This is a genomic window from Hydrogenophaga sp. 2FB, assembly GCF_005503365.1.
GTDB lineage: Bacteria > Pseudomonadota > Gammaproteobacteria > Burkholderiales > Burkholderiaceae_C > Hydrogenophaga.
The window spans coordinates 37,062-61,695 of record NZ_SCML01000006.1; the positions used below are offsets into that span (position 1 = coordinate 37,062).

Annotated in this window: 22 protein-coding genes; all 22 read left to right on the forward strand. The window is 64.7% G+C overall.

Annotation, left to right across the window (positions count from 1 at the left end):
* Nucleotides 1-38 precede the first annotated feature (38 nt).
* Complete coding sequence (locus FFS09_RS05225; RefSeq protein WP_252374251.1) at nucleotides 39-2,120, forward strand: type IV pilus secretin PilQ; 2,082 nt, start codon at nucleotides 39-41, stop codon at nucleotides 2,118-2,120.
* Nucleotides 2,117-2,677 carry a shikimate kinase gene (locus FFS09_RS05230; protein ID WP_137917806.1) on the forward strand — a complete coding sequence of 187 codons (561 nt, stop codon included), beginning with the start codon at nucleotides 2,117-2,119 and terminating at the stop codon, nucleotides 2,675-2,677. Before FFS09_RS05225 ends, FFS09_RS05230 begins: the two co-directional genes overlap by 4 nt.
* A gap of 29 nt (nucleotides 2,678-2,706) precedes the next feature.
* Entirely contained in the window at nucleotides 2,707-3,828 is a 1,122-nt protein-coding gene (gene aroB / locus FFS09_RS05235; RefSeq protein ID WP_137917807.1) for a 3-dehydroquinate synthase, read from the forward strand.
* On the forward strand, nucleotides 3,828-5,021 hold the full coding sequence (locus FFS09_RS05240; protein ID WP_137917808.1) for a deoxyguanosinetriphosphate triphosphohydrolase: 1,194 nt from the start codon (nucleotides 3,828-3,830) through the stop codon (nucleotides 5,019-5,021). Before aroB ends, FFS09_RS05240 begins: the two co-directional genes overlap by 1 nt.
* A 47-nt stretch (nucleotides 5,022-5,068) precedes the next feature.
* The gene (locus tag FFS09_RS05245) at nucleotides 5,069-6,229 is read left to right on the forward strand and encodes an MFS transporter (RefSeq protein WP_137917934.1); all 1,161 of its coding nucleotides are present in this window, start codon (nucleotides 5,069-5,071) and stop codon (nucleotides 6,227-6,229) included.
* 50 nt (nucleotides 6,230-6,279) lie between these two features.
* On the forward strand, nucleotides 6,280-6,981 hold the full coding sequence (locus tag FFS09_RS05250) for a transposase (RefSeq protein WP_137917809.1): 702 nt from the start codon (nucleotides 6,280-6,282) through the stop codon (nucleotides 6,979-6,981).
* A 184-nt stretch (nucleotides 6,982-7,165) separates the two neighbouring features.
* Nucleotides 7,166-11,944, forward strand: a complete 4,779-nt coding sequence (locus tag FFS09_RS05255; RefSeq protein WP_137917810.1) for a glutamate synthase-related protein — start codon at nucleotides 7,166-7,168, stop codon at nucleotides 11,942-11,944.
* A gap of 43 nt (nucleotides 11,945-11,987) precedes the next feature.
* Nucleotides 11,988-13,454 carry a glutamate synthase subunit beta gene (locus FFS09_RS05260; RefSeq protein WP_137917811.1) on the forward strand — a complete coding sequence of 489 codons (1,467 nt, stop codon included), beginning with the start codon at nucleotides 11,988-11,990 and terminating at the stop codon, nucleotides 13,452-13,454.
* A gap of 83 nt (nucleotides 13,455-13,537) precedes the next feature.
* Nucleotides 13,538-14,368 (forward strand): ABC transporter ATP-binding protein, encoded by an 831-nt coding sequence (locus tag FFS09_RS05265; protein ID WP_137917812.1) that lies wholly within the window; start codon nucleotides 13,538-13,540, stop codon nucleotides 14,366-14,368.
* The gene (gene mlaE / locus FFS09_RS05270; protein WP_137917813.1) at nucleotides 14,365-15,147 is read left to right on the forward strand and encodes a lipid asymmetry maintenance ABC transporter permease subunit MlaE; all 783 of its coding nucleotides are present in this window, start codon (nucleotides 14,365-14,367) and stop codon (nucleotides 15,145-15,147) included. Before FFS09_RS05265 ends, mlaE begins: the two co-directional genes overlap by 4 nt.
* Nucleotides 15,148-15,168: 21 nt before the next feature.
* The gene (gene mlaD, locus FFS09_RS05275; RefSeq protein ID WP_137917814.1) at nucleotides 15,169-15,657 is read left to right on the forward strand and encodes an outer membrane lipid asymmetry maintenance protein MlaD; all 489 of its coding nucleotides are present in this window, start codon (nucleotides 15,169-15,171) and stop codon (nucleotides 15,655-15,657) included.
* Between the two features lie 109 nt (nucleotides 15,658-15,766).
* The gene (locus tag FFS09_RS05280) at nucleotides 15,767-16,546 is read left to right on the forward strand and encodes an MlaA family lipoprotein (RefSeq protein ID WP_137917815.1); all 780 of its coding nucleotides are present in this window, start codon (nucleotides 15,767-15,769) and stop codon (nucleotides 16,544-16,546) included.
* A gap of 91 nt (nucleotides 16,547-16,637) precedes the next feature.
* Nucleotides 16,638-17,261, forward strand: a complete 624-nt coding sequence (locus tag FFS09_RS05285) for an MlaC/ttg2D family ABC transporter substrate-binding protein (protein ID WP_502703721.1) — start codon at nucleotides 16,638-16,640, stop codon at nucleotides 17,259-17,261.
* Between the two features lie 7 nt (nucleotides 17,262-17,268).
* A complete protein-coding gene (locus FFS09_RS05290) occupies nucleotides 17,269-17,541 on the forward strand; it encodes an STAS domain-containing protein (RefSeq protein ID WP_137917817.1) in 273 nt (90 codons plus the stop codon).
* Nucleotides 17,542-17,664: 123 nt separating this feature from the next.
* On the forward strand, nucleotides 17,665-18,603 hold the full coding sequence (locus tag FFS09_RS05295) for an ABC transporter ATP-binding protein (protein ID WP_137917818.1): 939 nt from the start codon (nucleotides 17,665-17,667) through the stop codon (nucleotides 18,601-18,603).
* The gene (locus tag FFS09_RS05300; protein WP_137917819.1) at nucleotides 18,600-19,355 is read left to right on the forward strand and encodes an ABC transporter permease; all 756 of its coding nucleotides are present in this window, start codon (nucleotides 18,600-18,602) and stop codon (nucleotides 19,353-19,355) included. Before FFS09_RS05295 ends, FFS09_RS05300 begins: the two co-directional genes overlap by 4 nt.
* A 7-nt stretch (nucleotides 19,356-19,362) precedes the next feature.
* A complete protein-coding gene (locus tag FFS09_RS05305) occupies nucleotides 19,363-19,608 on the forward strand; it encodes a BolA family protein (protein WP_137917820.1) in 246 nt (81 codons plus the stop codon).
* Nucleotides 19,609-19,616: 8 nt separating this feature from the next.
* Nucleotides 19,617-20,897 (forward strand): UDP-N-acetylglucosamine 1-carboxyvinyltransferase, encoded by a 1,281-nt coding sequence (gene murA / locus FFS09_RS05310; protein ID WP_137917821.1) that lies wholly within the window; start codon nucleotides 19,617-19,619, stop codon nucleotides 20,895-20,897.
* Nucleotides 20,894-21,532 (forward strand): ATP phosphoribosyltransferase, encoded by a 639-nt coding sequence (gene hisG, locus FFS09_RS05315; protein ID WP_137917822.1) that lies wholly within the window; start codon nucleotides 20,894-20,896, stop codon nucleotides 21,530-21,532. The genes murA and hisG overlap by 4 nt, the downstream gene beginning before the upstream one ends.
* Nucleotides 21,533-21,540: 8 nt before the next feature.
* Nucleotides 21,541-22,932 carry a histidinol dehydrogenase gene (hisD, locus tag FFS09_RS05320; RefSeq protein WP_137917823.1) on the forward strand — a complete coding sequence of 464 codons (1,392 nt, stop codon included), beginning with the start codon at nucleotides 21,541-21,543 and terminating at the stop codon, nucleotides 22,930-22,932.
* Entirely contained in the window at nucleotides 22,929-24,017 is a 1,089-nt protein-coding gene (gene hisC / locus FFS09_RS05325; protein ID WP_137917824.1) for a histidinol-phosphate transaminase, read from the forward strand. The genes hisD and hisC overlap by 4 nt, the downstream gene beginning before the upstream one ends.
* On the forward strand, nucleotides 24,014-24,634 hold the full coding sequence (hisB, locus tag FFS09_RS05330; RefSeq protein ID WP_137917825.1) for an imidazoleglycerol-phosphate dehydratase HisB: 621 nt from the start codon (nucleotides 24,014-24,016) through the stop codon (nucleotides 24,632-24,634). Before hisC ends, hisB begins: the two co-directional genes overlap by 4 nt.

Consider the following 24,634-nt stretch of genomic DNA (forward strand, 5'->3'; position numbering starts at 1 on the left):
CAAACAAGGCGACCGTATTCGCGGGTGTGCAGCGCGGAATGCTCAAGGGGGCCATGTTCGCATGCATGGCGTTGACCGCCGTTTGGGCGCATGCTCAGAACGCAATCCAGTCGGTGACAGGAGGCGTTCAAGGTGGCGTGGAGGTTGTTCGCATCAATACGACCGAGCCGTTGACCGCGTTGCCTACTGGTTTCACTGTTCAGGCGCCAGCGCGCATTGCGCTGGATTTCCCGGGGGTCGCCAATGCCATTGGTCGCAACGCAGTCGAGATCAATGAAGGCAATCTTCGGTCGGCCAACGTCGTTCAAGCCGGTGACCGAACGCGTGTTGTCATCAACCTGAAGCAGGCGGCCGCTTACGAAGCCAAGATCGAAGGCAAGACGTTGTTGGTGATCCTTGAACGTGCGCAGCCGGTGTCGGCACCCACCGCACCTCCGTCAGCGTTCGCCGAAAACCGGAATCGTGACGTCGCCGCCCTGCGTGACATCGATTTTCGTCGCGGTGTTGGCAACGCGGGTCGCGTGGTGGTCGAACTGGCCAACAACCAGGTCGGCGTGGACATTCGGCAGCAAGGTCAAAATCTGGTGGTTGAATTTCTCAAGACCTCCTTGCCCGAGGGCTTGCGCCGTCGCCTCGATGTCAGCGACTTTGGTACCCCTGTGCAGAGCGTGACGACGTCACAAACCGGGGATCGCGTGCGCATGGTGGTTACACCCACCGGCAATTGGGAGCACTCGGCCTACCAGAGTGATAACCAATTCGTGTTGGAAGTGCGTGAACAAAAGATCGATGCGTCCAAGCTCACGCAAGGTCCGGGGTACAACGGAGAGAAACTCTCACTGAACTTCCAGAACATCGAAGTGCGTTCGTTGCTGCAGGTGATAGCAGACTTCACGAACTTCAACATCGTGACGTCCGACTCGGTGACCGGCGCGGTGACGCTTAGACTCAAAGATGTTCCTTGGGATCAAGCGTTGGACATCATCTTGCAAGCCAAGGGCCTGGGCATGCGCAAATCGGGCAATGTGTTGTGGATTGCGCCCAAAGACGAAATTGCTGCGCGGGAAAAGCAGGAGCTGGAATCCAAGGCCTCGATTGAAAGCCTGGAAACGCTTCGCACCCAGGCCTTCCAGATGAACTATGCCAAGGCGGCCGACATTGCAGCCCAATTGACGTCAACGGGCTCGGGTAGCACCGGCTCGGGCAGCGCCAATGCTCGCATCCTCTCCAGCCGAGGCAGTGTGATCTCCGAACCGCGAACCAACCAGCTGTTCGTGACCGACATCCCGTCTCGTCTGGAACAGGTGCAGGAACTCATCAGCAAGCTCGATATTGCAATCCGTCAGGTGATGATCGAAGCGCGGATCGTGGAAGCCGATGACACCTTTGGTAAATCGCTGGGTGTGCGATTGGGCGGCGGTGTGCGCGGCTTTGGCGTGGGCTCCGTGAACGGCAATCAAGTGAATGGCAACTTCGGCTCGACCTATGGTGCTGTGTCGAGCGCGGCGGGTCCGACGCTGACGTCCGCCCCCTTCGTGAGCTTGCCAGCCAATCCAGGGTCTGCTGCTGCGGCGTCGTACGCGCTGTCTCTGTTCAGCCCGAATGCATCGAGATTTCTGAGTCTTGAAATATCTGCCCTGGAGTCTGACGGAAAAGGCCGTATCGTCTCTAGCCCTCGCGTGGTCACGGCCGATCAGGTCAAGGCTTTGATCGAGCAAGGCACGGAGTTTCCCTATCAGACGGCCACGTCCAGCGGCGCCACCGCCATCGCGTTCCGGAAGGCCAACCTCAAGTTGGAAGTGACGCCGCAGATCACGCCCGAGGGCAACATCATTCTGGATCTGGACATCAACAAAGACAGCCGCGGCGAGTCGACGCCAGATGGCATTGCCATCAATACCAAGCATGTGCAAACCCAAGTGCTGGTGGAAAACGGTGGTACGGTCGTGATCGGGGGCATTTTCGAGCAGACCGAACGAGACCAGGTCAACAAGGTGCCCTTGCTGGGGGATTTGCCGGGGGTCGGGAATCTGTTCAAATCGCGCGACCGTATCTCCAACAAATCCGAGTTGCTTATCTTCATCACGCCACGTGTGCTGGGGCGCTCGGCCATCAATTGAGCGTTTCATCGTGTTTTCTCGTCGGCCTGCCGGGCTCCGGCAAATCGACCGTGGGCCGACAACTTGCCCGTCGCCTCGCACTCCCCTTTGTCGACACCGACCACGTGATCGAGCAGCGGCTTGGCTGTTCGATCCGTGAGTTTTTCGAGCGCGAAGGTGAAGAGCGATTCCGCGACCTTGAGGCCGCGATCGTTGACGAGTTCACGCAGGGTCCCGTCGCGGTAGTGTCTACCGGTGGCGGTTCAGTGCTGCGATCCGAAAACCGGATGCATTTGCATGAGCGTGGCACCGTCTTCTACTTGAAGTCCGCGCCGGAAGAGCTGTTCCGGCGGCTGCGCCACGATCGCAACAGACCGCTGCTTCAGGTGGCGGATCCCTTGCAGCGGTTGCGAGACTTGTTCGACGCGCGCGATCCGCTGTACCGTACGGTGTCGCACTTCGTGATCGAAACTGGCCGCCCGTCCGTGGCGACACTCGTCAATATGATTGTGATGCAGGTGGAGTTGGGGCAAGCAGCCGCCGCGGTTCCATCAGAACGCGGTACCTCGGACCACTGAAGCGCGGACACCGAATAAACTCGGTGCCCATGACTTCACAGCATCCGGATTCGCAAACTCAGTGGGTAAACATCGATCTGGGCGATCGCAGCTATGGGATCGCGATTGGTGCGAATCTGCTGGGCGACGCGGCGAACTATGCGGATCTTCCTCGCGCAGCGAGCGCGATGATCGTGACCAATCCGACGGTGGCCGCGTTGTACGGCGATCGGCTGGCCAACGCGCTGAAGAGCCGCTTCCCCTCCGTGCATACGGTCGTGCTGCCCGACGGCGAGTCCTACAAGAACTGGGAGTCCCTCAACCTCATCTTTGATGCCTTGCTAGCCAACCGCTGTGACCGCAGCACGGTGCTGTTTGCCCTCGGTGGAGGGGTGGTGGGGGACATGACGGGCTTTGCCGCCGCCAGCTACATGCGTGGCGTACCGTTCGTGCAGGTGCCGACCACGCTTCTGGCCCAGGTGGATTCGTCAGTGGGTGGCAAGACGGCGATCAACCACCCGATGGGCAAGAACATGATCGGGGCGTTCTACCAGCCGCAGCGGGTGCTGTGTGATCTGGAAGTGCTCAAAACGTTGCCCGATCGCGAACTCAGCGCAGGCCTGGCGGAGATCATCAAGTACGGGCCCATCGCAGACGTGTCGTTCATGGACTGGCTTGAAGCCAACCTAGACGCGCTGTTGGCACGCGATCCGGGCGCGCTGGCCTTTGCGGTGCGCCGCAGTTGCGAAATCAAGGCCTGGGTCGTCGGCCAGGACGAGCGCGAATCCGGCGTGCGCGCCATTCTGAATTTCGGCCACACCTTTGGCCACGCAATCGAGGCCGGCATGGGCTACGGCGCGTGGCTGCATGGCGAAGCGGTGGGGTGCGGAATGGTCATGGCGGCGCGGCTCTCGGCAGCCTTGGGGCTGGTGGACCAGGCTTTCGTTGAACGATTGGCGCAGTTGGTGCTCCGCGCCGGTCTTCCCCTGGTGGCGCCGGTCCTGGACGAGCAAAACAACGTGGACCGCTATCTGGCGCTCATGCGCGTGGACAAAAAGGCCGAAGCCGGTGAGATCAAGTTTGTCGTGATCGACCCTATCGGTCACGCGTCGGTGCGCAGTGCGCCCGATGCGATCGTGGCCGCTGTGATCAACGCCAGTTGCCGGGTGTGATGGCTCCTTCGACCGCCGTGGCGCACAAGGGACCGTTGGCCTGCTTTGCCAGCGACCCGGCTGCCAGCCGTGGTCGACGTTATCCAGAGCCCGAAGCGCCGACCCGGACCGCGTTTCAGCGTGATCGAGACCGGGTGATCCATTCCACTGCGTTTCGACGTCTCGTCTACAAGACGCAGGTCTTCCTCAACCACGAAGGCGACCTCTTCCGCACACGACTGACCCATTCGCTCGAAGTCGCGCAATTGGGGCGCAGCATTGCACGGTCGCTGCGGCTCAACGAGGACTTGGTGGAAGCCATTGCGCTGGCCCACGACTTGGGCCATACCCCGTTTGGCCATGCTGGGCAAGATGCGCTCAACAGCAGCCTCAAGAGCTTCTCGGCAGGCCTCGTCTCTGAGGGCGGCGATGGCTTGGGCTTCGAGCACAACCTGCAAAGTCTGCGCGTGGTGGACGAACTGGAGGAGCGCTACCCGGCATTCGATGGCCTTAACCTGTGCTTTGAAACCCGTGAAGGCATTCTTAAACATTGTTCCAAGGCCAATGCGCAACGACTGGAGCAGCAAGAGCCCGGCGGTGTGGCGTCGCGATTCCTGAAAGGTGGATCGCCATCGCTGGAGGCCCAACTCTGCAACCTCGCCGATGAAATCGCCTACAACGCGCACGACATCGACGACGGTGTGCGTTCCGGCCTGCTTGCCATTGAACAGCTGGATGAGGTCGAGCTCTTTCGGCACTACCGCCAAGTTGCGGTGGACGCGCACCCATCGCTCATGGGGCGCCGACTGCTGTTTGAAACCATCCGTCTCATGCTCAGCGATCAGGTCTACGACGTGATTGCGACGACGCAGTCGCGTATCACGGCTACGGGTGTGGACTCGCCGGCTGCGGTGCGCGCGAGCCCGCCGCTGGTGGCTTTTTCTGACGGCATGCGCGAACGCTCCCAGACCTTGAAGACGTTTCTTTTTCGCAACCTGTATCGCCATCCGCAGGTGATGGAGACCACCGATCGGGCCCGTCGCGTGGTCGCCGACCTCTTCGAGCGTTACATGGAAGCGCCCCACGAGCTGCCCGAAGCCCACGGGCGCCGTCGGCTGCTGGCCCGTGCGGTGGCCGACTACATCGCTGGCATGACCGACCGCTTTGCGATTCGCGAGCACGAGCGCCTGTTTGGCGCGGTGCTGTTTCCGTGACAAGCCACGCAGACTCGGATCCGCGGCGTTTGGCCGCCCTCGTGGTGATGGTAGGTGTGACTTGCGCATTGCACGTGGGCAAGTTGCCCGTGGCCATCCCGGCGTTGACGGAGAGCCTGGGCGTGACGCTGGTGCAAGCCGGTTTTCTACTCTCGCTGGTGCAACTGGCGGGCATGACGCTGGGTCTGCCGGTGGGTCTCATGGCCGACAAGCTCGGCCCCCGCCGCGTCATGATGGCCGGCCTGCTGCTGTTGGCGCTGGGCAGCGCGCTGGGCGCCCTGGCGACCAATGTCATGGTGTTGCTGGCCACACGCGTCGTAGAGGGCATGGGTTTTTTGCTGGCGGTGCTACCGGCGCCGGGGCTGCTGCGCCAACGCGTGCATCACGCGCCCATGCTCTCGCGCTCCCTGGGTTGGTGGGGCGCCTACATGCCGGTGGGGACCGCGCTGGCGTTGCTGCTCGGCGTACCCTTGCTGTCTGCCATAGGCTGGCGCTGGGCGTGGGCCTTGCTGGCGCTGTTGTCGTTGCTGGCCGCGGCAGCGCTCGCGCAGGGGGTGACACCGGACGGGTCATTGCCGACGGTCTCTGAAAGGCGATCGGATGCTGCCGCATTGGGGGAACGGCTGCGGCGGACCTTGCATGCACCCGGTCCGTGGTTGTTGGCCTTGGCGTTCTTTCTCTATTCGGGGCAGTGGCTGGCCGTGGTGGGCTTCCTGCCCACGATCTACAGCCAGGCCGGGTATGCCGGGTCGGTGGTGGCCTCGCTCAGCGCACTCGCGGCAGGTATCAACATGGCTGGCAACATCGGCGCAGGTTGGTGGCTCGCGCGCGGCGCGCGGCCTGGCGCGGTGCTTGTGTTGGCCTACGTTGTCATGGGTCTGGGGGCAGGAGTCGCATTTGGTGCCGACGGACACCCGGTCCTGCAGTACCTCGCCGTGCTGGCGTTTTCCGGTGTCGGTGGCCTGATTCCGGGCACCTTGTTTGGACTGGCGGTGAAGCTCGCGCCCGACAGCGACACCGTGTCCACCACGGTGGGCTGGATGCAGCAGTTCTCCTCACTGGGTCAGTTTCTGGGGCCGCCCCTGGTAGCATGGGTGGCGACCGTGGTGGGTGGTTGGCAATGGACGTGGGTTGTGACGGGCGCGTCCTCGTTGTTGGGTGTGGCAATAGCGATTCGACTTCAGATGGTGTGGCGCACACATTCATAATCGGGGTCGGATTCCAATTCGGCGGCGTGGCCGCACGCCAACTCCGCACCATGGCCCGTCTTCCCCGCCTCACCGTCCCTGGCTACCCACACCACATCATCCAGCGCGGCAACAACCGCCAGGACATCGTCAAGAGCGATGCCGACCGTGAGGTCTTGCTGGATCTGTTGAGCGAAAACGCGCGCAAGCACCAGGTGGCGCTCCACGCCTACGTGTTGATGGACAACCACTTTCACCTGCTGCTCACACCCGAGAGCGCGCAGGGCGTGCCGCTGATGATGCAGGCCGTGGGGCGGCGTTATGTGCGCTATTTCAACGACCTGCACCACCGCACGGGCACGCTGTGGGAAGGGCGCTACAAGTCCACGCTCGTTCAGACGGAGCGCTATCTGCTTGCCTGCATGGTCTACATGGACCTCAACCCGGTGCGTGCAGGCATAGTGGTGGATCCGAAAAACCACCCTTGGTCCAGCCACCGTCACTACATCGGCCAGACGGCAGACCGACGCATCACGCCTCCATCCACCTATTGGGCGCTGGGCAACACACCCTTCGCACGCGAGGCGGCGTACACCGAGTTGGTGCGTGTGGGGCAGTCGGCTGCGCAGCAAGGCGTCATTACCGATGCCACCGTGCACGGCTGGGCGTTGGGCGACGCCGAGTTTTCCGCCGACTTGCAGAAGCGCACACCGCGCAGAACCACGCGTTCCCGCCCGGGACGCCCGGCGTCTGCGCCGGTGGAAAAGGACTGAGCAGCTCGCGGTCAAGCGGCCAAATTCGTTTCAATTTGATCTGTCCCCAATAAAATGTAGATTGAATTTGTCGGAATTTAAATGGAATCTGACCCCATTTAAATTGCTTGGCATTGTTGTTGCAATGCAATAAGCTCCACATCCGTTTTTGCATTTACGCCCCACGAACCGAGAAGGAAGCGCCATGAACACGGCAGCCGAGCAGCAGCATCTTCAACAACATGGTCTATACGACCCGGCCAACGAGCACGACGCGTGCGGCGTGGGCTTCGTGGCGCACATCAAGGGCGAGAAGAGCCATGCGATCGTGCAGCAGGGCCTGAAGATTCTTGAGAACCTTGACCACCGGGGCGCGGTGGGTGCCGACAAGCTCATGGGCGATGGCGCGGGTCTGCTGATCCAACTGCCCGACGCGCTGTACCGCGAGGAAATGGCTGCTCAAGGCGTGACGCTGCCACCCGCCGGTGAATACGGCGTGGGCATGATCTTCATGCCCAAGGAACACGCCAGCCGCCTGGCTTGCGAGCAAGAGATGGAGCGCGCGATCGCGGCCGAAGGCCAGGTGCTGCTGGGCTGGCGCGATGTGCCGGTGAACCGCGACATGCCGATGTCGCCCACGGTGCGCGAGAAGGAGCCGATCATCCGCCAGGTGTTCATCGGCCGTGGCAACGACGTGATCGTCCAGGACGCGCTGGAACGCAAGCTGTACGTGATCCGCAAGACCGCCAGCGCCCACATCCAGAGCCTCAAGCTGACCCACAGCAAAGAGTACTACGTGGTCAGCATGAGCAGCCGCACCGTGGTCTACAAGGGCCTGTTGCTGGCCGATCAGGTGGGCACCTACTTCCGTGATCTGGAAGACGAGCGCTGTGTGTCGGCCCTCGGCCTGGTGCACCAGCGCTTCTCCACCAACACCTTCCCCGAGTGGCCGCTGGCGCACCCATACCGTTACGTCGCGCACAACGGCGAAATCAACACCGTCAAGGGCAACTACAACTGGATGAAGGCGCGCGAAGGCGTGATGTCGTCCCCCGTGTTGGGCGCCGATCTGCAGAAGCTGTACCCGATCAGCTTCGCCAGCCAGTCCGACACCGCCACGTTCGACAACTGCCTTGAACTGCTCACCATGGCCGGCTACCCGTTGGCGCAAGCGGTGATGATGATGATCCCCGAGCCTTGGGAGCAGCACACCACCATGGACCTGCGCCGAAAGGCTTTCTACGAATACCACGCGGCCATGATGGAGCCGTGGGACGGCCCGGCCTCGATCGTGTTCACCGACGGCCGCCAGATCGGCGCCACGCTGGACCGCAACGGCCTGCGCCCCTCGCGCTACTGCATCACCGACGACGATTTCGTGATCATGGGTTCCGAGTCGGGCGTGTTGCCCGTGCCGGAAAACAAGATCGTGCGCAAGTGGCGCCTGCAACCCGGCAAGATGTTCCTGATCGACCTGGAACAAGGCCGCATGATCGACGACGAGGAGCTCAAGGCCAACCTCGCCAACAGCAAGCCCTACAAGCAGTGGATCGACAACCTGCGCATCCGCCTCGACGACGTGGAAACGCCCGTGGCTGGCGAGTCGGCACAGGAGCAGGGCATCGGCGCCACCGAGCCGCAAACCGCCGGCATGGAGCGCGTCGCGCCCGAGTTGCTGGACCGTCAACAGGCCTTTGGCTACACCCAGGAAGACATCAAGTTCCTGATGAGCCCGATGGCCGCCAACGGCGAAGAGGGCATCGGCTCCATGGGCAACGACAGCCCGCTGGCCGTGCTCTCCGACAAGAACAAGCCGCTCTACAACTACTTCAAGCAGTTGTTCGCGCAGGTGACGAACCCACCGATCGACCCGATCCGCGAAGCGATCGTGATGTCGCTGGTGTCCTTCATCGGCCCCAAGCCCAACCTGCTCGACATCAACCAGGTCAACCCGCCGATGCGGCTCGAGGTGAGCCAGCCCGTGCTCGACTTCGCCGACATGGCCAAGCTGCGCGACATCGAAGCCGTGACGCAGGGCAAGTTCCGCAGCCACACGCTGGACATCACCTACCCGGCGGCCTGGGGCCGTGAAGGCGTGGAAGCCAAGCTGGCCTCGCTGTGCGCGAGCGCGGTGGACGCGATCAAGGGTGGCAAGAACATCCTGATCATCAGCGACCGCGCCATCAGCGCCACGCAAATCGCCATTCCCGCGCTGCTCGCGCTCTCCGCCATTCACCAGCACCTGGTGCGTGAAGGCCTGCGCACCACCGCCGGTCTGGTGGTGGAGACCGGCACGGCGCGCGAGGTGCACCACTTCGCCGTGCTCGCGGGCTACGGCGCCGAAGCGGTGCACCCCTACCTGGCGATGGAAACCCTGGAAGCCATCAGCAAGGGGCTGCCGGGCGACCTGAGCGCGGACAAAGCGATCTATAACTACGTCAAGGCCATCGGCAAGGGTCTGTCCAAGATCATGTCCAAGATGGGCGTGTCGACCTACATGTCGTACTGCGGTGCGCAGCTGTTCGAAGCTATCGGCCTCAACAGCGAGACGGTCGACAAGTTCTTCACCGGCACCGCCAGCCGCGTGGGCGGCATCGGCGTGTTCGAGATCGCCGAAGAGGGCATCCGCATGCACAAGGCCGCTTTCGGCCACGACCCGGTGCTGGCCACCATGCTCGAAGCCGGTGGCGAATACGCCTGGCGCACTCGCGGCGAAGAGCACATGTGGACGCCCGACGCCATCGCCAAGCTGCAGCACAGCACGCGCGCGAACAACTGGAACACGTACAAGGAGTACGCTCAGCTCATCAACGACCAGAGTCGCCGCCACATGACGCTGCGCGGCCTGTTCGAATTCAAGATCGATCCGAGCACCGCGATTCCGATCGACGAAGTCGAGCCCGCCGCGGAAATCGTCAAACGCTTCGCTACCGGCGCCATGTCGCTCGGCTCCATCTCCACCGAGGCCCACGCCACGCTGGCCGTGGCCATGAACCGCATCGGCGGCAAGAGCAACACCGGTGAAGGTGGTGAAGACGCGCTGCGCTACCGCAACGAGCTCAAGGGCATCCCGATCAAGCAGGGCCAGACCATGTCCGACCTGCTGGGCAAGGACACCTTCGAGGTCGACTACGAACTTCAAGCGGGCGATTCGATGCGCTCGAAGATCAAGCAGGTGGCGTCGGGCCGCTTCGGTGTCACGGCCGAGTACCTCAACAGCGCCGACCAGATCCAGATCAAGATGGCGCAGGGCGCCAAGCCAGGCGAGGGCGGTCAACTGCCCGGTGGCAAGGTGAGCGACTACATCGGCAAGCTGCGCCACAGCGTGCCCGGCGTGGGCCTGATCTCGCCGCCGCCGCACCACGACATCTATTCGATCGAAGATCTGGCGCAGCTGATCCACGATCTGAAGAACGTCGCGCCGCACTCGAGCATCAGCGTCAAGCTGGTGTCCGAAATCGGCGTGGGCACCATCGCGGCGGGCGTGGCCAAGTGCAAGGCCGACCACGTGGTGATCGCGGGCCACGACGGTGGCACGGGCGCTTCGCCCTGGTCCTCCATCAAGCACGCCGGCAGCCCCTGGGAAATCGGCCTGGCCGAAACGCAGCAGACGCTGGTGCTCAACCGCCTGCGCAGCCGCATCCGCGTGCAGGCCGACGGCCAGATGAAAACCGGCCGCGACGTGGTTATCGGCGCCTTGCTCGGTGCCGACGAGTTCGGCTTCGCCACCGCTCCGCTGGTGGTGGAAGGCTGCATCATGATGCGCAAGTGCCACCTCAACACCTGCCCGGTGGGCGTGGCCACGCAAGACCCGGTGCTGCGCAAGAAATTCACCGGCAAGCCCGAGCACGTGGTGAACTACTTCTTCTTCATCGCCGAAGAAGCGCGCCAGATCATGGCGCAGCTGGGCATCCGCAAGTTCGACGATCTGATCGGCCGCGCCGACCTGCTGGACATGAAGCAAGGCATCGAACACTGGAAGGCGCGTGGCCTGGACTTTGGACGCTTGTTGGCGCAACCGATCGTGCCGGCCGATGTGCCCCGTTTCCACACCCAGAACCAGGAGCATGGGCTGGAGAAGTCGCTCGACAACATCCTGATCCAGAAGTCGCGCGCGGCCATCGACAAGGGGGAGCGCGTGCAATTCATCGAGGTGGCGCGCAACGTCAACCGCTCGGTGGGCGCGATGCTCTCGGGCGCCGTGACCAAGGTGCACCCCGAAGGTTTGCCCGATGACACCATCCGCATCCAGCTCGAAGGCACGGGCGGCCAGTCGTTCGGCGCGTTCCTCACGCGCGGCATCACGCTGTACCTGATTGGCGACGCCAACGACTACACCGGCAAGGGCCTGTCCGGCGGCCGCGTGGTGGTGCGCCCCAGCATCGACTTCCGCGGCGAAGCCGTGCGCAACATCATCGTGGGCAACACCGTGATGTACGGGGCCACCACCGGTGAAGCCTTCTTCAGCGGCGTGGCTGGCGAGCGCTTCGCGGTGCGCCTCTCGGGTGCCACCGCGGTGGTGGAAGGCACGGGCGACCACGGTTGTGAATACATGACCGGTGGCACCGTGGCCGTGCTCGGCAAGACCGGCCGCAACTTTGCCGCCGGCATGAGCGGCGGCATTGCCTACGTGTACGACGAGGACGGCGATTTCGCCAAGCGCTGCAACACGGCCATGGTCAGCCTGGAAAAAGTGCTGTCCACCGCCGAGCAGGAAGCCACGCTGGACCGCGCCATCTGGCACCGCGAGCTGAGCGACGAAGCGCAACTGAAGAAGCTGCTCGAAGACCACAACCGCTGGACCGGCAGCAAGCGCGCGCGCGAACTGCTCGACACCTGGGCGCAGTCGCGCGGCAAGTTCGTGAAGGTGTTCCCCAACGAGTACAAGCGCGCGCTGGGCGAGATCAACGCCCGCAAGGCCGCGACCGAAGCCACCGCCAAGGCCCAGGTCACGGCGAAAAAAGCCACCGTGCCCGCCAAATAAGCCGCACGCACGCACGCACGCAAGCAAACGAAGGAATCGCATCATGGGAAAAGTCACCGGCTTCATGGAATTCGAGCGTCTGGAAGAGGGCTACAAGCCCGTGCCGGAGCGCGTGAAGCACTACAAGGAATTCGTCGTCGGCCTCGATGAGCCGCAATCCAAGGTCCAGGCCGCGCGCTGCATGGACTGCGGCACGCCGTTCTGCAACAGCGGCTGCCCGGTCAACAACATCATTCCGGACTTCAACGACCTCGTGTTTCAGGGCGACTGGCAGAACGCCATCACCGTGCTGCACAGCACCAACAACTTCCCGGAGTTCACCGGCCGCATCTGCCCCGCGCCTTGCGAGGCCGCCTGCACGCTCAACGTGAACGACGACGCGGTCGGCATCAAGTCGATCGAGCACGCGATCATCGACCGCGCCTGGGCCGAAGGCTGGGTGCAGCCGCAGCCGGCGCGCCACAAGACGGGCAAGAAGGTCGCCGTGGTGGGCTCTGGCCCGGCCGGCATGGCTGCCGCGCAACAACTCGCGCGCGTGGGCCATGACGTGACCTTGTTCGAGAAGAACGACCGCGTGGGTGGCCTGCTGCGTTACGGCATTCCCGACTTCAAGATGGAGAAGAGCCACATCGACCTGCGCGTCCAGCAGATGGAGGCCGAAGGCGTGGTGTTCCGCACCGGCGTCATGGTGGGCGAGTTGCCCAAGGGCAGCAAGGTCACCAACTGGGCCAAAGAAACCATCACGCCGGCGCAGCTGCAGAAGGACTTTGACGCCGTGGTGTTGACCGGCGGTTCCGAGCAAAGCCGCGACCTGCCCGTGCCCGGCCGCGACCTGGACGGCATCCATTTCGCCATGGAGTTCCTGCCGCAGCAGAACAAGGTCAACGCCGGCGACAAAGTCAAAGGCCAGTTGCGCGCCGATGGCAAACACGTCATCGTGATCGGCGGTGGCGACACCGGCAGCGACTGCGTGGGCACCAGCAACCGCCACGGCGCGGTCAGCGTCACGCAGTTCGAGGTGATGCCGCAGCCACCCGAAGAAGAGAACAAGCCCCTGGTGTGGCCCTACTGGCCGCTCAAGCTGCGCACCAGTTCCAGCCATGAAGAAGGTTGCGTGCGCGAGTTCGCCATCTCCACCAAGGAATTCATCGGCGAGAAGGGCAAGGTCACCGGCCTCACCACCGTGCACGTCGAAATGAAGGACGGCAAGCTGGTCGAGATCCCCGGCACGGAGAAAACCTACAAGGCCGACATGGTGCTGCTGGCCATGGGCTTCGTGAACCCGGTCGCCACCATCCTTGACGGCTTCGGTGTGGAGAAGGACGCGCGCGGCAACGCCAAGGCCAGCACCGACTTCATCGACGGCTACGCGACCAACGTGCCCAAGGTGTTCGCCGCGGGTGACATGCGCCGTGGCCAGAGCCTGGTGGTATGGGCGATCCGCGAAGGCCGCCAGGCCGCCCGCTCGGTGGACGAGTTCCTGATGGGCTTCTCCGACCTGCCGCGCTGACACCGCTGGTAACGGATCGGGGGTTAAACCCGAATCCCGTATCATCCAAAAACCGGGCTCCGAACTGCCCGGTTTTTTGTTTGATGCCTACCGAGTCCAACACCCCTCTGGTCGAGCTGCGCAACCTGACCTTCGGTTACGGCCAGCGCGCCATCCTCGACAACATCTCGCTGACCGTGCCGCGTGGCAAGGTCACCGCGCTCATGGGCGCGTCCGGCGGCGGCAAGACCACCGTGCTCAAGCTGATTGGCGGGCAGATCCGCGCCCAATCGGGCCAGACCCTGTTCGATGGACAGGATGTCACCACCATGCGGGCCAAGGCCCTGTACGAAGCGCGCCGGCGCATGGGCATGTTGTTTCAGTTTGGCGCGCTGTTCACCGACATGAGCGTGTTTGACAACGTGGCCTTCCCGTTGCGCGAGCACACGCAACTGCCCGACGCCCTGGTGCGCGACATCGTGTTGATGAAGCTCAATGCCGTGGGCCTGCGTGGCGCACGCAACCTCATGCCCAGCGAGTTGTCGGGCGGCATGGCGCGTCGTGTGGCGCTGGCGCGCGCGATCGCGCTCGACCCCGAACTCGTGATGTACGACGAGCCCTTCGCCGGCCTGGACCCGATCTCGCTCGGCACCGCCGCACGCCTGATCCGCCAGCTCAACGACGCCATGGGGCTCACCAGCATCGTGGTGTCGCACGACCTGGACGAAACCTTCCACATTGCCGACCAGGTGATCGTGCTGGCCAACGGCAAGATCGCCGCGCAAGGCACGCCCGAAGAAGTGCGCCACAGCCAGGACCCGCTGGTGCACCAGTTCGTCAATGCACTGCCCGACGGGCCGGTGCGTTTCCACCACCCGGGCCCGGAACTCGCCAACGATTTCGGCCCGCAACCAGGCCGGGGAGCACGCCCATGAACGCCCTGCATCCCGCCCGTGTGGGCCGTGCGGCGCGCCTGCTGCTCGCCAGCATCGGCGACGGCACCCGCCTGTTCCTTCGCCTGCTGTGGCTGATGGGCGCGGCGATGCGCCGTCCTTCCCTGGTGCGCGACCAGATCCACTTCCTGGGCAACCACTCGCTGGCCATCATCGGCGTCTCGGGCCTCTTCGTGGGCTTCGTGCTCAGCCTGCAGGGCTATTACACGCTGCAACGCTACGGCGCGACCGAAGCGCTCGGCCTGTTGGTGGCGCTGTCGTTGATGCGCGAACTCGGCCCCGTGGTCACGGCCTTGTTGTTCGCGGGCCGCGCCGGCACCTCGCTCACCGCCGAGATCGGTCTCATGAAAGCGGGCGAGCAGCTCAGCGCCATGGAAATGATGGCGGTGGATCCGGTGCGCCGTGTGCTCGCGCCGCGTTTCTGGGCCGGCGTGATCACCATGCCCTTGCTCGCGGCCGTGTTCAGCGCCGTCGGCATCATCGGTGGCTGGGTTGTGGGTGTGTTGCTCATCGGCCTGGACAGCGGCGCTTTCTGGAGCCAGATGCAGGGCGGGGTGGACGTGTGGGCCGATGTTGGCAACGGCATCGTCAAGAGCGTGGTGTTCGGCTTCGCCGTGACCTTCGTGGCCTTGCTGCAAGGCTTCGAGGCGCATCCCACGCCCGAAGGGGTTTCTCGCGCCACCACCCGCACGGTGGTGGTGGCTTCGCTGACCGTGCTGGCGCTGGACTTCGTCCTCACCGCCATGATGTTCAGCATCTGATCTGGAGTGGTGAAAATGGACATGCAAACTTCCAAGAACGACGTCTGGGTGGGCCTGTTCGTGCTGATCGGCGCGGTTGCCATCCTGTTCCTCGCGTTGCAATCGGCCAATCTGCTGAGCCTGAATTTCGAGAAGACGTACCACGTGACCGGCCGCTTCGACAACGTCGGCGGCGTCAAGCCCAAGGCGGCGGTGCGCAGCGCGGGCGTGGTGGTCGGTCGCGTCGAATCGATCAGCTTCGACGACAAGACCTTCCAGGCCAACATCCGCCTGGAACTGCAGTCGCGCTACGCCTTCCCCAAGGACAGCTCGCTCAAGATCCTCACCAGCGGATTGCTCGGCGAGCAGTACATCGGCATCGAACCCGGTGGCGACGAACGCAACTTCGCCGACGGCGACGTGATCACGCAGACGCAGTCCGCGATCGTGCTGGAAAACCTCATCAGCCAGTTCCTGTTCAGCAAAGCGGCGGACGGCAGCAACAACAAAGAGGCGGAAGCACCCAAGTAATCCTTGTGGGGACTTTGCAACAGCGCGGGCCGGCTGCCTCGCGGGGCCGCAGAGAATGCAGGCTGATCACACAAAAACAGCCGGGCGCATGCCCAGGGAAACCCACACCATGACACGCACTCACCAACCTCCCACGGCCGCCATGTTGAAAGGCGCCGCGCTGGCGGTGGCCATCGCGCTCACGGCGGGCTGCGCCACCGGGCCGGACGCCAATCCGCGCGATCCGCTCGAGCCGCTCAACCGGGGTGTTTACCAATTCAACGACGCGCTCGACACGGCCGTGCTCAAGCCTGTGGCGACGGCCTACCAGAACGTCACCCCCAGCCCGGTGCGCACCGGCGTGGGCAACTTCTTCAACAACCTGACCGACCTGTGGTCGTCGGTGAACGCGGGCCTGCAACTGCGCCCCCGCGAAGCCACCGAAAACCTCATGCGTTTCAGCGTGAACTCCGTCTTCGGGCTCGCGGGCGTGCTGGACATCGCCACGGAAATGGGCATTCCGCGCACCCGCCTGGATTTCGGACAGACCATGGGCTTCTGGGGTGCGCCTGCGGGGGCCTATCTGGTGCTGCCATTGCTGGGCCCTTCGTCGGTGCGCGATGGTGCCGGCACGGTGGTCAACGCCTATGGCGATCCCGTGAACAGCATCGACCATGTGGCAACCCGCAACTCCCTCAGCGCGCTGCGCATCGTGGACACCCGCGCCACGTACCTCCGGGCGACCACTTTGCTGGAAGACGCCGCGCTGGACAAATACAGCTTCACGCGCGATCTCTACCTGAACCGCCGCCAAAGCCAGATCGACGACATGGTGGACCGTGGCATCGGCCTGGGTGACGGCGACAGCGACGGCGGCGACAAGCCCAAAGATACGAATCGCAACGATTGAAGGGGAACCCCTTCACAATCCCGGCCGTCCGATGCTTTAGTCTGCAATCACTGCAGCACGGCCGATGATGGCCTCGAAAGGAAACCACATGTTGAAACGCCGCTCCTGGCTCGCCGCCGCGACGATGGCCGTCGCCAGCCTCTCCCTGCCCGCCCTGGCGCAGGACGAAGCGCCCGATGCCATGGTCAAGCGCCTCTCCACCGAAGTGCTCAACACCATCAAGTCCGATGCCGCCATCCAGGCCGGCGACATCAACCGCATCATGGCGCTGGTGGACAGCAAGATCATGCCCAACGTGAACTTCACGCGCATGACCTCTTCCGTTGTGGGCCGCTACTGGCGCCAGGCCACGCCCGAGCAGCAAAAGCAGTTGCAGGACGAGTTCAAGACCCTGCTGGTGCGCACCTACTCCGGCGCGCTCGGCGAAGTGAAAGACCAGACCCTGAGCTTCCGCCCGATGCGCTCCAAGCCTGAAGACACCGAAGTGGTGGTGCGCTCGGAAGTGCGTGGCCGGGGCGACCCGATCCAGCTCGACTACCGCATGGAAAAGACGCCCACGGGCTGGAAGATCTATGACCTCAACGTGCTCGGCGTGTGGCTGGTGGAAACCTACCGCACCCAGTTCGCGCAGGAAATCAGCAGCAAGGGCATCGACGGCCTGATCGCCTCGCTGGTGCAGCGCAACAAGAGCAGCGCGGCCCCCAAGGCCAAGTAAACACCGCATGGCTCTCCTTGCCTTGCCCGACCGCCTGACCCTGGCCGAGGCGGATCTGACTCTGAGTCGTCTCGGTGACGAGCTGTCGCGCCAGCCCGGCGCCACGGTGGAGGTGGATGCCGGTTCGCTGCGGGTGTTCGACTCCTCGGCGCTGGCGGTCCTGCTGGAATTGCGCCGCTGCCTGCTCAGCCAGGGCAAGTCGCTGCGCGTCAGCGGCTGGCCCGGGCGCCTGGAAGAACTGGCGTCGCTCTACGGCGTGCGCGACCTGCTCGCCACCTGAACCGGGCTGGGGCGGGTGACCCCAGCCCAGCGCCGCAGGGTGGGGACGCATAAAATACCCGGTTCGCCGGCGGCGGCCAGATGTCCTGCGCCGTGGCCGGTGAGCCTTGGGTCCCGCCCGCGCATGTCAGCCGTTTCCTTCCAGCAAGTCTCCAAAACCTATGCGACCCCGCGCGGCGAACTGCACGCGCTGCAATCGGTCTCCTTCGACATCGAACCCGGCGAGTTCTTCGGTTTGCTGGGCCCCAACGGCGCGGGCAAGACCACCCTCATCAGCGTTCTCGCGGGTCTGGCGCGCGCCACCAGCGGTCGCGTGCTCGTGCACGGCAGCGACGTGCAGGCCGACTACGCCACCGCGCGCCGCAAACTGGGCGTCGTGCCGCAAGAGCTGGTGTTCGACCCCTTCTTCAACGTGCGCGAGGCCCTGCGCATCCAGTCCGGCTACTTCGGTATCCAGCGCAACGACGCCTGGATCGACGAACTGCTCGAAGGCCTGGGCCTGGCCGACAAGGCCACCGCCAACATGCGCCAGCTCTCGGGCGGCATGAAGCGCCGCGTGTTGATCGCGCAGGCGCTGGTGCACAAGCCGCCGGTGATCGTGCTCGACGAACCCACGGCCGGCGTGGACGTGGAACTGCGCCAGACGCTGTGGCAGTTCGTCTCCGACCTCAACAAGCGCCTGGGCAGCACGGTGCTGCTGACCACGCACTACCTGGAAGAAGCCGAGGCCCTGTGCGGGCGCATCGCCATGCTCAAGCAGGGCCGGGTGGTGGCGCTCGAAACCACGTCGGCGCTGCTGGCGCGCGCGGCCTCCAACGTGCTGCGCTTCAAGACCGACGCGGCCTTGCCGACCGACCTGGCCGTGCAGGCCCGCATCACCGGGCGCGTGGTGCAACTGCCCGCCAACGACGCGCTGGCGGTCGAACGCATCCTCGCGCGCTTGCGCGAGGTGGGCGTGTCGCCCGAAGACATCGAGATCCGCAAGGCCGATCTGGAGGATGTGTTCCTCGACCTCACCGGTGCGCAACCGCGCCCCGCCGCACCCGTGGAGGTCACGGTATGACCGGCTGGCAAACCCTGTTCTACAAGGAAGTGCTGCGCTTCTGGAAGGTGGGCTTCCAGACCGTCGCGGCACCGGTGATCACCGCCATCCTGTACCTGATGATCTTCGGCCACGTGCTCGAAGGCCGCGTGCGGGTGTACGACACGGTGAGCTACACCGCGTTCCTCCTGCCCGGCCTGGTCATGATGAGCGTGCTGCAGAACGCCTTCGCCAACAGCTCGTCCTCGCTGATCCAGAGCAAGATCATGGGCAGCATCGTGTTCCTGCTGCTCACGCCGCTGTCGCACCGCGCCTGGTTCGTGGCCTACGTGGGGTCCTCGATCGTGCGCGGCCTGGCCGTGGGCGTGGGCGTGATGGCGGCCACCTGGTGGTTCGCGCAGCCTTCGCTGGTGGCGCCGCTGTGGATTCTGGCGTTCGGCTTCATGGGGGCGGCTTTGTTGGGCACCCTGGGCCTGATCGCCGGGCTCTGGGCCGAGAAGTTCGACCAGATGGCCGCCTTCCAGAACTTCATCATCGTGCCCATGACCTTCCTCTCGGGCGTGTTCTACTCCATCCATTCCCTGCCCGATTTCTGGCAGCGCGTGAGCCACCTCAACCCGTTTTTCTACATGATCGACGGCTTCCGCTATGGCTTCTTCGGCGTGAGCGATGTCTCTCCGTGGATCAGCCTGGCGCTGGTGGGCGGCGCGCTGGCCATCGTGAGTGCGATCGCGCTGCACCTGCTCAAGACCGGCTACAAGATCCGGCACTGACCACCCCATGACCGCTGAAGAACTGCAATCCCTCATCGCCGCCGGCCTGCCGTGCGAGCACCTCGAAGTCTCGGGCGATGGCCGCCATTGGTCGGCCGTGATCGTCTCGCCCGCGTTCGATGGTTTGCGCCTGATCAAGCGCCACCAGGCCGTGTACGGCACGCTGGGCGGCCGCATCCAGACCGACGAGGTGCACGCCCTGTCGATGAAGACCTACACCCCCGCCGAATGGGCGGCCCAACCCCGAAACTGACGCGCCCCATGGACAAACTGCGAATCAACGGTGGCCGCACGCTGCAAGGCGAAGTCACCATCTCCGGCGCCAAGAACGCCGCGCTGCCCGAGCTGTGCGCCGCGCTGCTCACCGCCGAGCCGGTGACGCTGAACAACCTGCCGCGCCTGCAGGACGTGGTCACCATGCGCAAGCTGCTCGACAACATGGGTGTGCAGACGCAGACGCGCGCCGATCGCGGCGCCATCACACTGCATGCGGCCGACCCGATCAAGGCCGAAGCGCCATATGAACTGGTGAAGACCATGCGCGCGTCGGTGCTGGTGCTCGGGCCGCTGCTCGCGCGCTTCGGCCATGCGCGCGTGTCGCTGCCGGGTGGTTGCGCTATCGGCTCGCGCCCGGTGGACCAGCACATCAAGGGCATGCAGGCCATGGGCGCCGAAATCGCCGTCGAGCATGGCTACATGGTCGCCGGGCTGGCGAAGGGCAAGACGCGCCTGCACGGCGCGCGCATCACCACCGACATGGTGACCGTCACCGGCACCGAAAACTTCATGATGGCCGCCGCGCTGGCCGAAGGCGAAACGGTGCTGGAGAACGCCGCGCAGGAGCCCGAAATCGGCGACCTGGCCGAGATGCTGATCGCCATGGGCGCAAAGATCGAGGGCCACGGCACCAGCCGTATCCACATCCAGGGCGTGGAGCGTCTGCACGGTTGCACGCACCAGGTGGTGGCCGATCGCATCGAAACCGGCACCTTCCTCTGCGCGGTGGCCGCCGCCGGTGGTGACGTGGTGCTGCGGCACGGCCGCGCGGACCATCTGGACGCGGTGATCGAGAAGCTGCGCGAAGCCGGTGCCCGGATCGAAGCCGGCAAAGACGCCGGTGGCGACTTCATTCGCGTGCGCGCCTCGGGCCGCCTGAAGGCTCAGAGCTTCCGCACCACCGAATACCCCGGCTTTCCCACCGACATGCAGGCGCAGTTCATGACGCTCAACTGCATCGCCGAAGGCGCGAGCAAGGTCACCGAAACCATCTTCGAAAACCGCTTCATGCACGTCAACGAACTGGTGCGCCTGGGCGCGAACATCCAGACCGATGGCAAGGTGGCCTTGATCGAGGGCATTCCCCGCCTTTCGGGCGCCACCGTCATGGCCACCGACCTGCGCGCCTCCGCCAGCCTGGTGATCGCCGGCCTGGTGGCCGAGGGCGAAACCATTGTCGACCGCATCTACCACCTGGACCGCGGCTACGACCAGATGGAAGCCAAACTGCGCGGCATCGGCGCGGACATTGAACGCATCAAATGATCACGCTTGCTCTGTCCAAAGGACGCATCTTTGACGAGACCCTGCCGCTGCTCAAGGCCGCGGGCATCGAGGTGCTCGAAGACCCCGAGAAGTCGCGCAAGCTCATCCTGCCGACCAGCAATCCCGACGTGCGGGTGGTGCTGGTGCGCGCCTCCGACGTGCCGACCTACGTGGAGTACGGTGGCGCCGACCTCGGCGTGACCGGCAAGGACACGCTGATCGAACACGGCGGCCAAGGCCTGTACCAGCCGCTGGACCTGAACATCTCGCGCTGCCGCGTCAGCGTGGCGGTGCGTGCCGACTTCGACTACGCCTCGGCCGTGCGCCAGGGCTCGCGCCTGAAAGTCGCCACCAAGTACACCGCCATCGCGCGCGAGTTCTTCGCGAGCAAAGGCGTGCACGTCGACCTGATCAAGCTCTACGGCAGCATGGAACTGGCGCCGTTGACCGGCCTGGCCGACGCCATCGTCGACCTCGTGTCCACCGGCAACACCTTGAAGGCCAACCACCTGATCGAAGTCGAGCGCATCATGGACATCAGTGCGCGCCTGGTGGTCAACCAGGCCTCGCTCAAGCTCAAGCAGGCGGCCATCCGCCCCATCATCGACGCCTTCGCGCAAGCCATCGTCAAGTAACAACGCCCATGAGCCTTTCTGCCCGTCCCGTCCGCCTGTCCACCGCCGCCGCAGATTTCGAGGCGCAGTTCGCTGCCCGCCTGCATTGGTCGGACGAGACCGACGGTGCGATCGAGCAGCGCGTGGCCGACATCCTGGCCGACGTGCGCACGCGCGGCGACGCAGCGGTGCTCGAGTACACCGCGCGCTTCGACGGCCTGGCCGCGAGCGGCATGGCCGACCTGGAGCTGACGCAGGCCGACTTCAAGGCCGCGTTCGACGGCCTGCCCGCTGCCCAGCGCGAAGCCCTGCAAGCCGCCACGCGCCGCGTGCGCAGCTACCACGAGGCGCAGAAGAAAGCCGGTGGCGAGAGCTGGAGCTACCGCGACGACGACGGCACGCTGCTGGGCCAGAAGGTCACGCCGCTGGACCGCGTCGGCATCTACGTGCCCGGTGGCAAGGCGGCGTACCCTTCCAGCCTGATCATGAATGCCGTGCCCGCTCACGTGGCCGGCGTGCAGGAGATCATCATGGTCGTGCCCACGCCGGTGCGCGGCAGTGTCGCCACGGGGGGCAGCGGGGTCGCCACGGAAACGCGTGGCGAACGCAACAACCTGGTGCTTGCGGCGGCCTACGTGGCTGGCGTCACCCGAGCTTTCACCATCGGTGGCGCGCAGGCCGTGGCCGCGCTGGCCTATGGCACGGCCACCGTGCCCAAGGTCGACAAGATCACCGGCCCCGGCAACGCCTACGTGGCCAGCGCCAAGAAACGCGTCTTCGGCACGGTCGGCATCGACATGATCGCCGGCCCGAGTGAAATCCTCGTGCTCGCCGACGGCAGCACGCCGGCCGAATGGGTGGCGATGGACCTGTTCAGCCAGGCCGAACACGACGAACTCGCGCAAAGCATCCTGCTGTGCCCGGACGCGGCTTACATCGAGGCGGTGCAGCGCGAAATCGATCGCCTGCTGCCCACGATGCCGCGCGCGGCCATCATCGCCAAGAGCCTGAACGACCGCGGTGCGCTGATCCACACCCGCAGCATGGAAGAGGCCTGCGCCATCAGCAACCGCATTGCGCCCGAGCACCTGGAGGTCTCCAGCGCCGAGCCGCACCGCTGGGAGCCGCTGCTCAAGCATGCCGGTGCGATCTTTCTCGGCGCGTACACCAGCGAAAGCCTGGGCGACTACTGTGCCGGCCCCAACCACGTGCTGCCCACCAGCGGCACCGCGCGTTTCTCGTCGCCGCTGGGCGTGTACGACTTCCAGAAGCGCAGCAGCCTGATCGAAGTGAGCCAGGCCGGCGCGCAGGGCCTGGGCCAGATCGCCGCCGAAATGGCGTACGGCGAAGGCCTGCAGGCGCACGCGCGCGCGGCCGAGTTGCGACTGAACGACGTGCCGCCGATGCGAGAGGTCTCATGAGCCAGAACCCCTTGGGCGTGATCCGCCAGGACGTGCAGTCCATGCACGCGTACGCCATCCAGGACGCGGCCGGCATGGTCAAGCTCGACGCGATGGAAAACCCGTTCGCCCTGCCGCCGGCGTTGCAGGCCGAACTGGGCGCGCGCCTGGGCACCGTCGCCATCCACCGCTACCCCGGTGCCCGCATCGACGAACTCAAGCAGGCGCTGGCCCGCTACGTGGACCTGCCCGAGGGCTGCGGCCTGATGCTCGGCAACGGCTCGGATGAACTGATTTCGCTGCTCGCCATGGGCTGCGACCTGCCCGGCGCGTCCATCCTGGCGCCGCTGCCGGGTTTCGTGATGTACGCCATGAGCGCACAGCTGCAAGGCCTGAAGTTCGTCGGCGTGCCGCTCACGGCCGACTTCGAACTCGACGAAGCCGCCATGCTGGCCGCGATGCGCGAGCACAAGCCCGCTATCACCTACATCGCCTACCCCAACAACCCCACCGCCAATCTCTGGAACGCAGACACCATCCGCCGCCTGATCGCAGAAGTGGCGGGTTTCGGTGGCCTGGTGGTGATGGACGAGGCCTACCAGCCGTTTTCCAGCCGCAGCTGGCTCGACGAGATCCGGGCCCACCCGCAGGTCAACGCCCATGTGCTGCTCATGCGCACGCTCTCCAAGTTCGGCCTGGCCGGGGTGCGCATCGGCTACATGCTCGGCGCGCAGACGCTGGTGCACGAAATCGACAAGCTGCGCCCGCCGTACAACGTGAGCGTGCTCAACGCCGAGTGCGCCCTGTTCGCGCTGGAACGCGCCGAGGTATTCGCTGAGCAGGCCGCCCAGATCCGCGAGCAGCGCACCGTGCTTATCGACGCGCTGGCCCACATGCCGGGCGTCAAACCCTTCCCCAGCGAGGCCAACATGGTGCTGGTGCGTGTGCCCGATGCGCAACGCGCCTTCGATGGACTTAAGGCCCGGGGCATTCTGGTGAAGAATGTTTCTAAAATGCATCCTCTGCTGGCCCAATGCCTGCGACTGACGGTGGGCACGCCGTCGGAAAACGACCAGTTGATCCGCGCCCTTCAAACCTCCCTATGACCCAGCCGATTTCCGCTTCTTCCGTCGCCGACCGCGTGGCACATGTGCAACGCAATACCGCGGAGACACAGATCGGTGTGCGCATCAACATCGATGGCACGGGCGCGGCCCAGCTCTCCACGGGCATCGGCTTCTTCGACCACATGCTCGACCAGATCGCCCGCCATGGGCTGATCGACCTCGACATCCAGGCCAAGGGCGACCTGCACATCGATGGCCACCACACCGTGGAAGACGTGGGCATCACGCTCGGCCAGGCCTTTGCGCAGGCCGTGGGCGACAAGAAGGGCATCCGCCGCTACGGCCACGCCTACGTGCCGCTGGACGAAGCGCTGTCGCGCGTCGTCATCGACTTCTCGGGCCGCCCGGGCCTGCACATGCGCGTGCCCTTCAAGAGCGGTATGGTCGGCGGATTCGACACGCAGCTCGCGTTCGAGTTCTTCCAGGGCTTCGTCAACCACGCTGGTGTGACGCTGCACATCGACAACCTGCACGGCGAAAACGCCCACCACCAGGCCGAAACCGTGTTCAAGGCATTTGCCCGCGCTCTGCGCATGGCCCTGGAGCGCGACCCGCGCATGGGCGACGTGATTCCCTCGACCAAAGGCTCGCTCTAA

Excerpts from the sequence above, each read along its gene's own strand:
- FFS09_RS05225 (WP_252374251.1), top strand. The coding sequence starts at position 39 with ATGCTCAAGGGGGCCATGTTCGCATGCATGGCGTTGACCGCCGTTTGG.
- aroB (WP_137917807.1), top strand. The coding sequence starts at position 2,707 with ATGACTTCACAGCATCCGGATTCGCAAACTCAGTGGGTAAACATCGAT.
- FFS09_RS05240 (WP_137917808.1), top strand. The coding sequence starts at position 3,828 with ATGGCTCCTTCGACCGCCGTGGCGCACAAGGGACCGTTGGCCTGCTTT.
- FFS09_RS05245 (WP_137917934.1), top strand. The coding sequence starts at position 5,069 with ATGGTAGGTGTGACTTGCGCATTGCACGTGGGCAAGTTGCCCGTGGCC.
- FFS09_RS05250 (WP_137917809.1), top strand. The coding sequence starts at position 6,280 with ATGGCCCGTCTTCCCCGCCTCACCGTCCCTGGCTACCCACACCACATC.
- FFS09_RS05255 (WP_137917810.1), top strand. The coding sequence starts at position 7,166 with ATGAACACGGCAGCCGAGCAGCAGCATCTTCAACAACATGGTCTATAC.
- FFS09_RS05260 (WP_137917811.1), top strand. The coding sequence starts at position 11,988 with ATGGGAAAAGTCACCGGCTTCATGGAATTCGAGCGTCTGGAAGAGGGC.
- FFS09_RS05265 (WP_137917812.1), top strand. The coding sequence starts at position 13,538 with ATGCCTACCGAGTCCAACACCCCTCTGGTCGAGCTGCGCAACCTGACC.
- mlaE (WP_137917813.1), top strand. The coding sequence starts at position 14,365 with ATGAACGCCCTGCATCCCGCCCGTGTGGGCCGTGCGGCGCGCCTGCTG.
- mlaD (WP_137917814.1), top strand. The coding sequence starts at position 15,169 with ATGCAAACTTCCAAGAACGACGTCTGGGTGGGCCTGTTCGTGCTGATC.
- FFS09_RS05280 (WP_137917815.1), top strand. The coding sequence starts at position 15,767 with ATGACACGCACTCACCAACCTCCCACGGCCGCCATGTTGAAAGGCGCC.
- FFS09_RS05290 (WP_137917817.1), top strand. The coding sequence starts at position 17,269 with ATGGCTCTCCTTGCCTTGCCCGACCGCCTGACCCTGGCCGAGGCGGAT.
- FFS09_RS05295 (WP_137917818.1), top strand. The coding sequence starts at position 17,665 with ATGTCAGCCGTTTCCTTCCAGCAAGTCTCCAAAACCTATGCGACCCCG.
- FFS09_RS05300 (WP_137917819.1), top strand. The coding sequence starts at position 18,600 with ATGACCGGCTGGCAAACCCTGTTCTACAAGGAAGTGCTGCGCTTCTGG.
- FFS09_RS05305 (WP_137917820.1), top strand. The coding sequence starts at position 19,363 with ATGACCGCTGAAGAACTGCAATCCCTCATCGCCGCCGGCCTGCCGTGC.
- murA (WP_137917821.1), top strand. The coding sequence starts at position 19,617 with ATGGACAAACTGCGAATCAACGGTGGCCGCACGCTGCAAGGCGAAGTC.
- hisG (WP_137917822.1), top strand. The coding sequence starts at position 20,894 with ATGATCACGCTTGCTCTGTCCAAAGGACGCATCTTTGACGAGACCCTG.
- hisD (WP_137917823.1), top strand. The coding sequence starts at position 21,541 with ATGAGCCTTTCTGCCCGTCCCGTCCGCCTGTCCACCGCCGCCGCAGAT.
- hisC (WP_137917824.1), top strand. The coding sequence starts at position 22,929 with ATGAGCCAGAACCCCTTGGGCGTGATCCGCCAGGACGTGCAGTCCATG.
- hisB (WP_137917825.1), top strand. The coding sequence starts at position 24,014 with ATGACCCAGCCGATTTCCGCTTCTTCCGTCGCCGACCGCGTGGCACAT.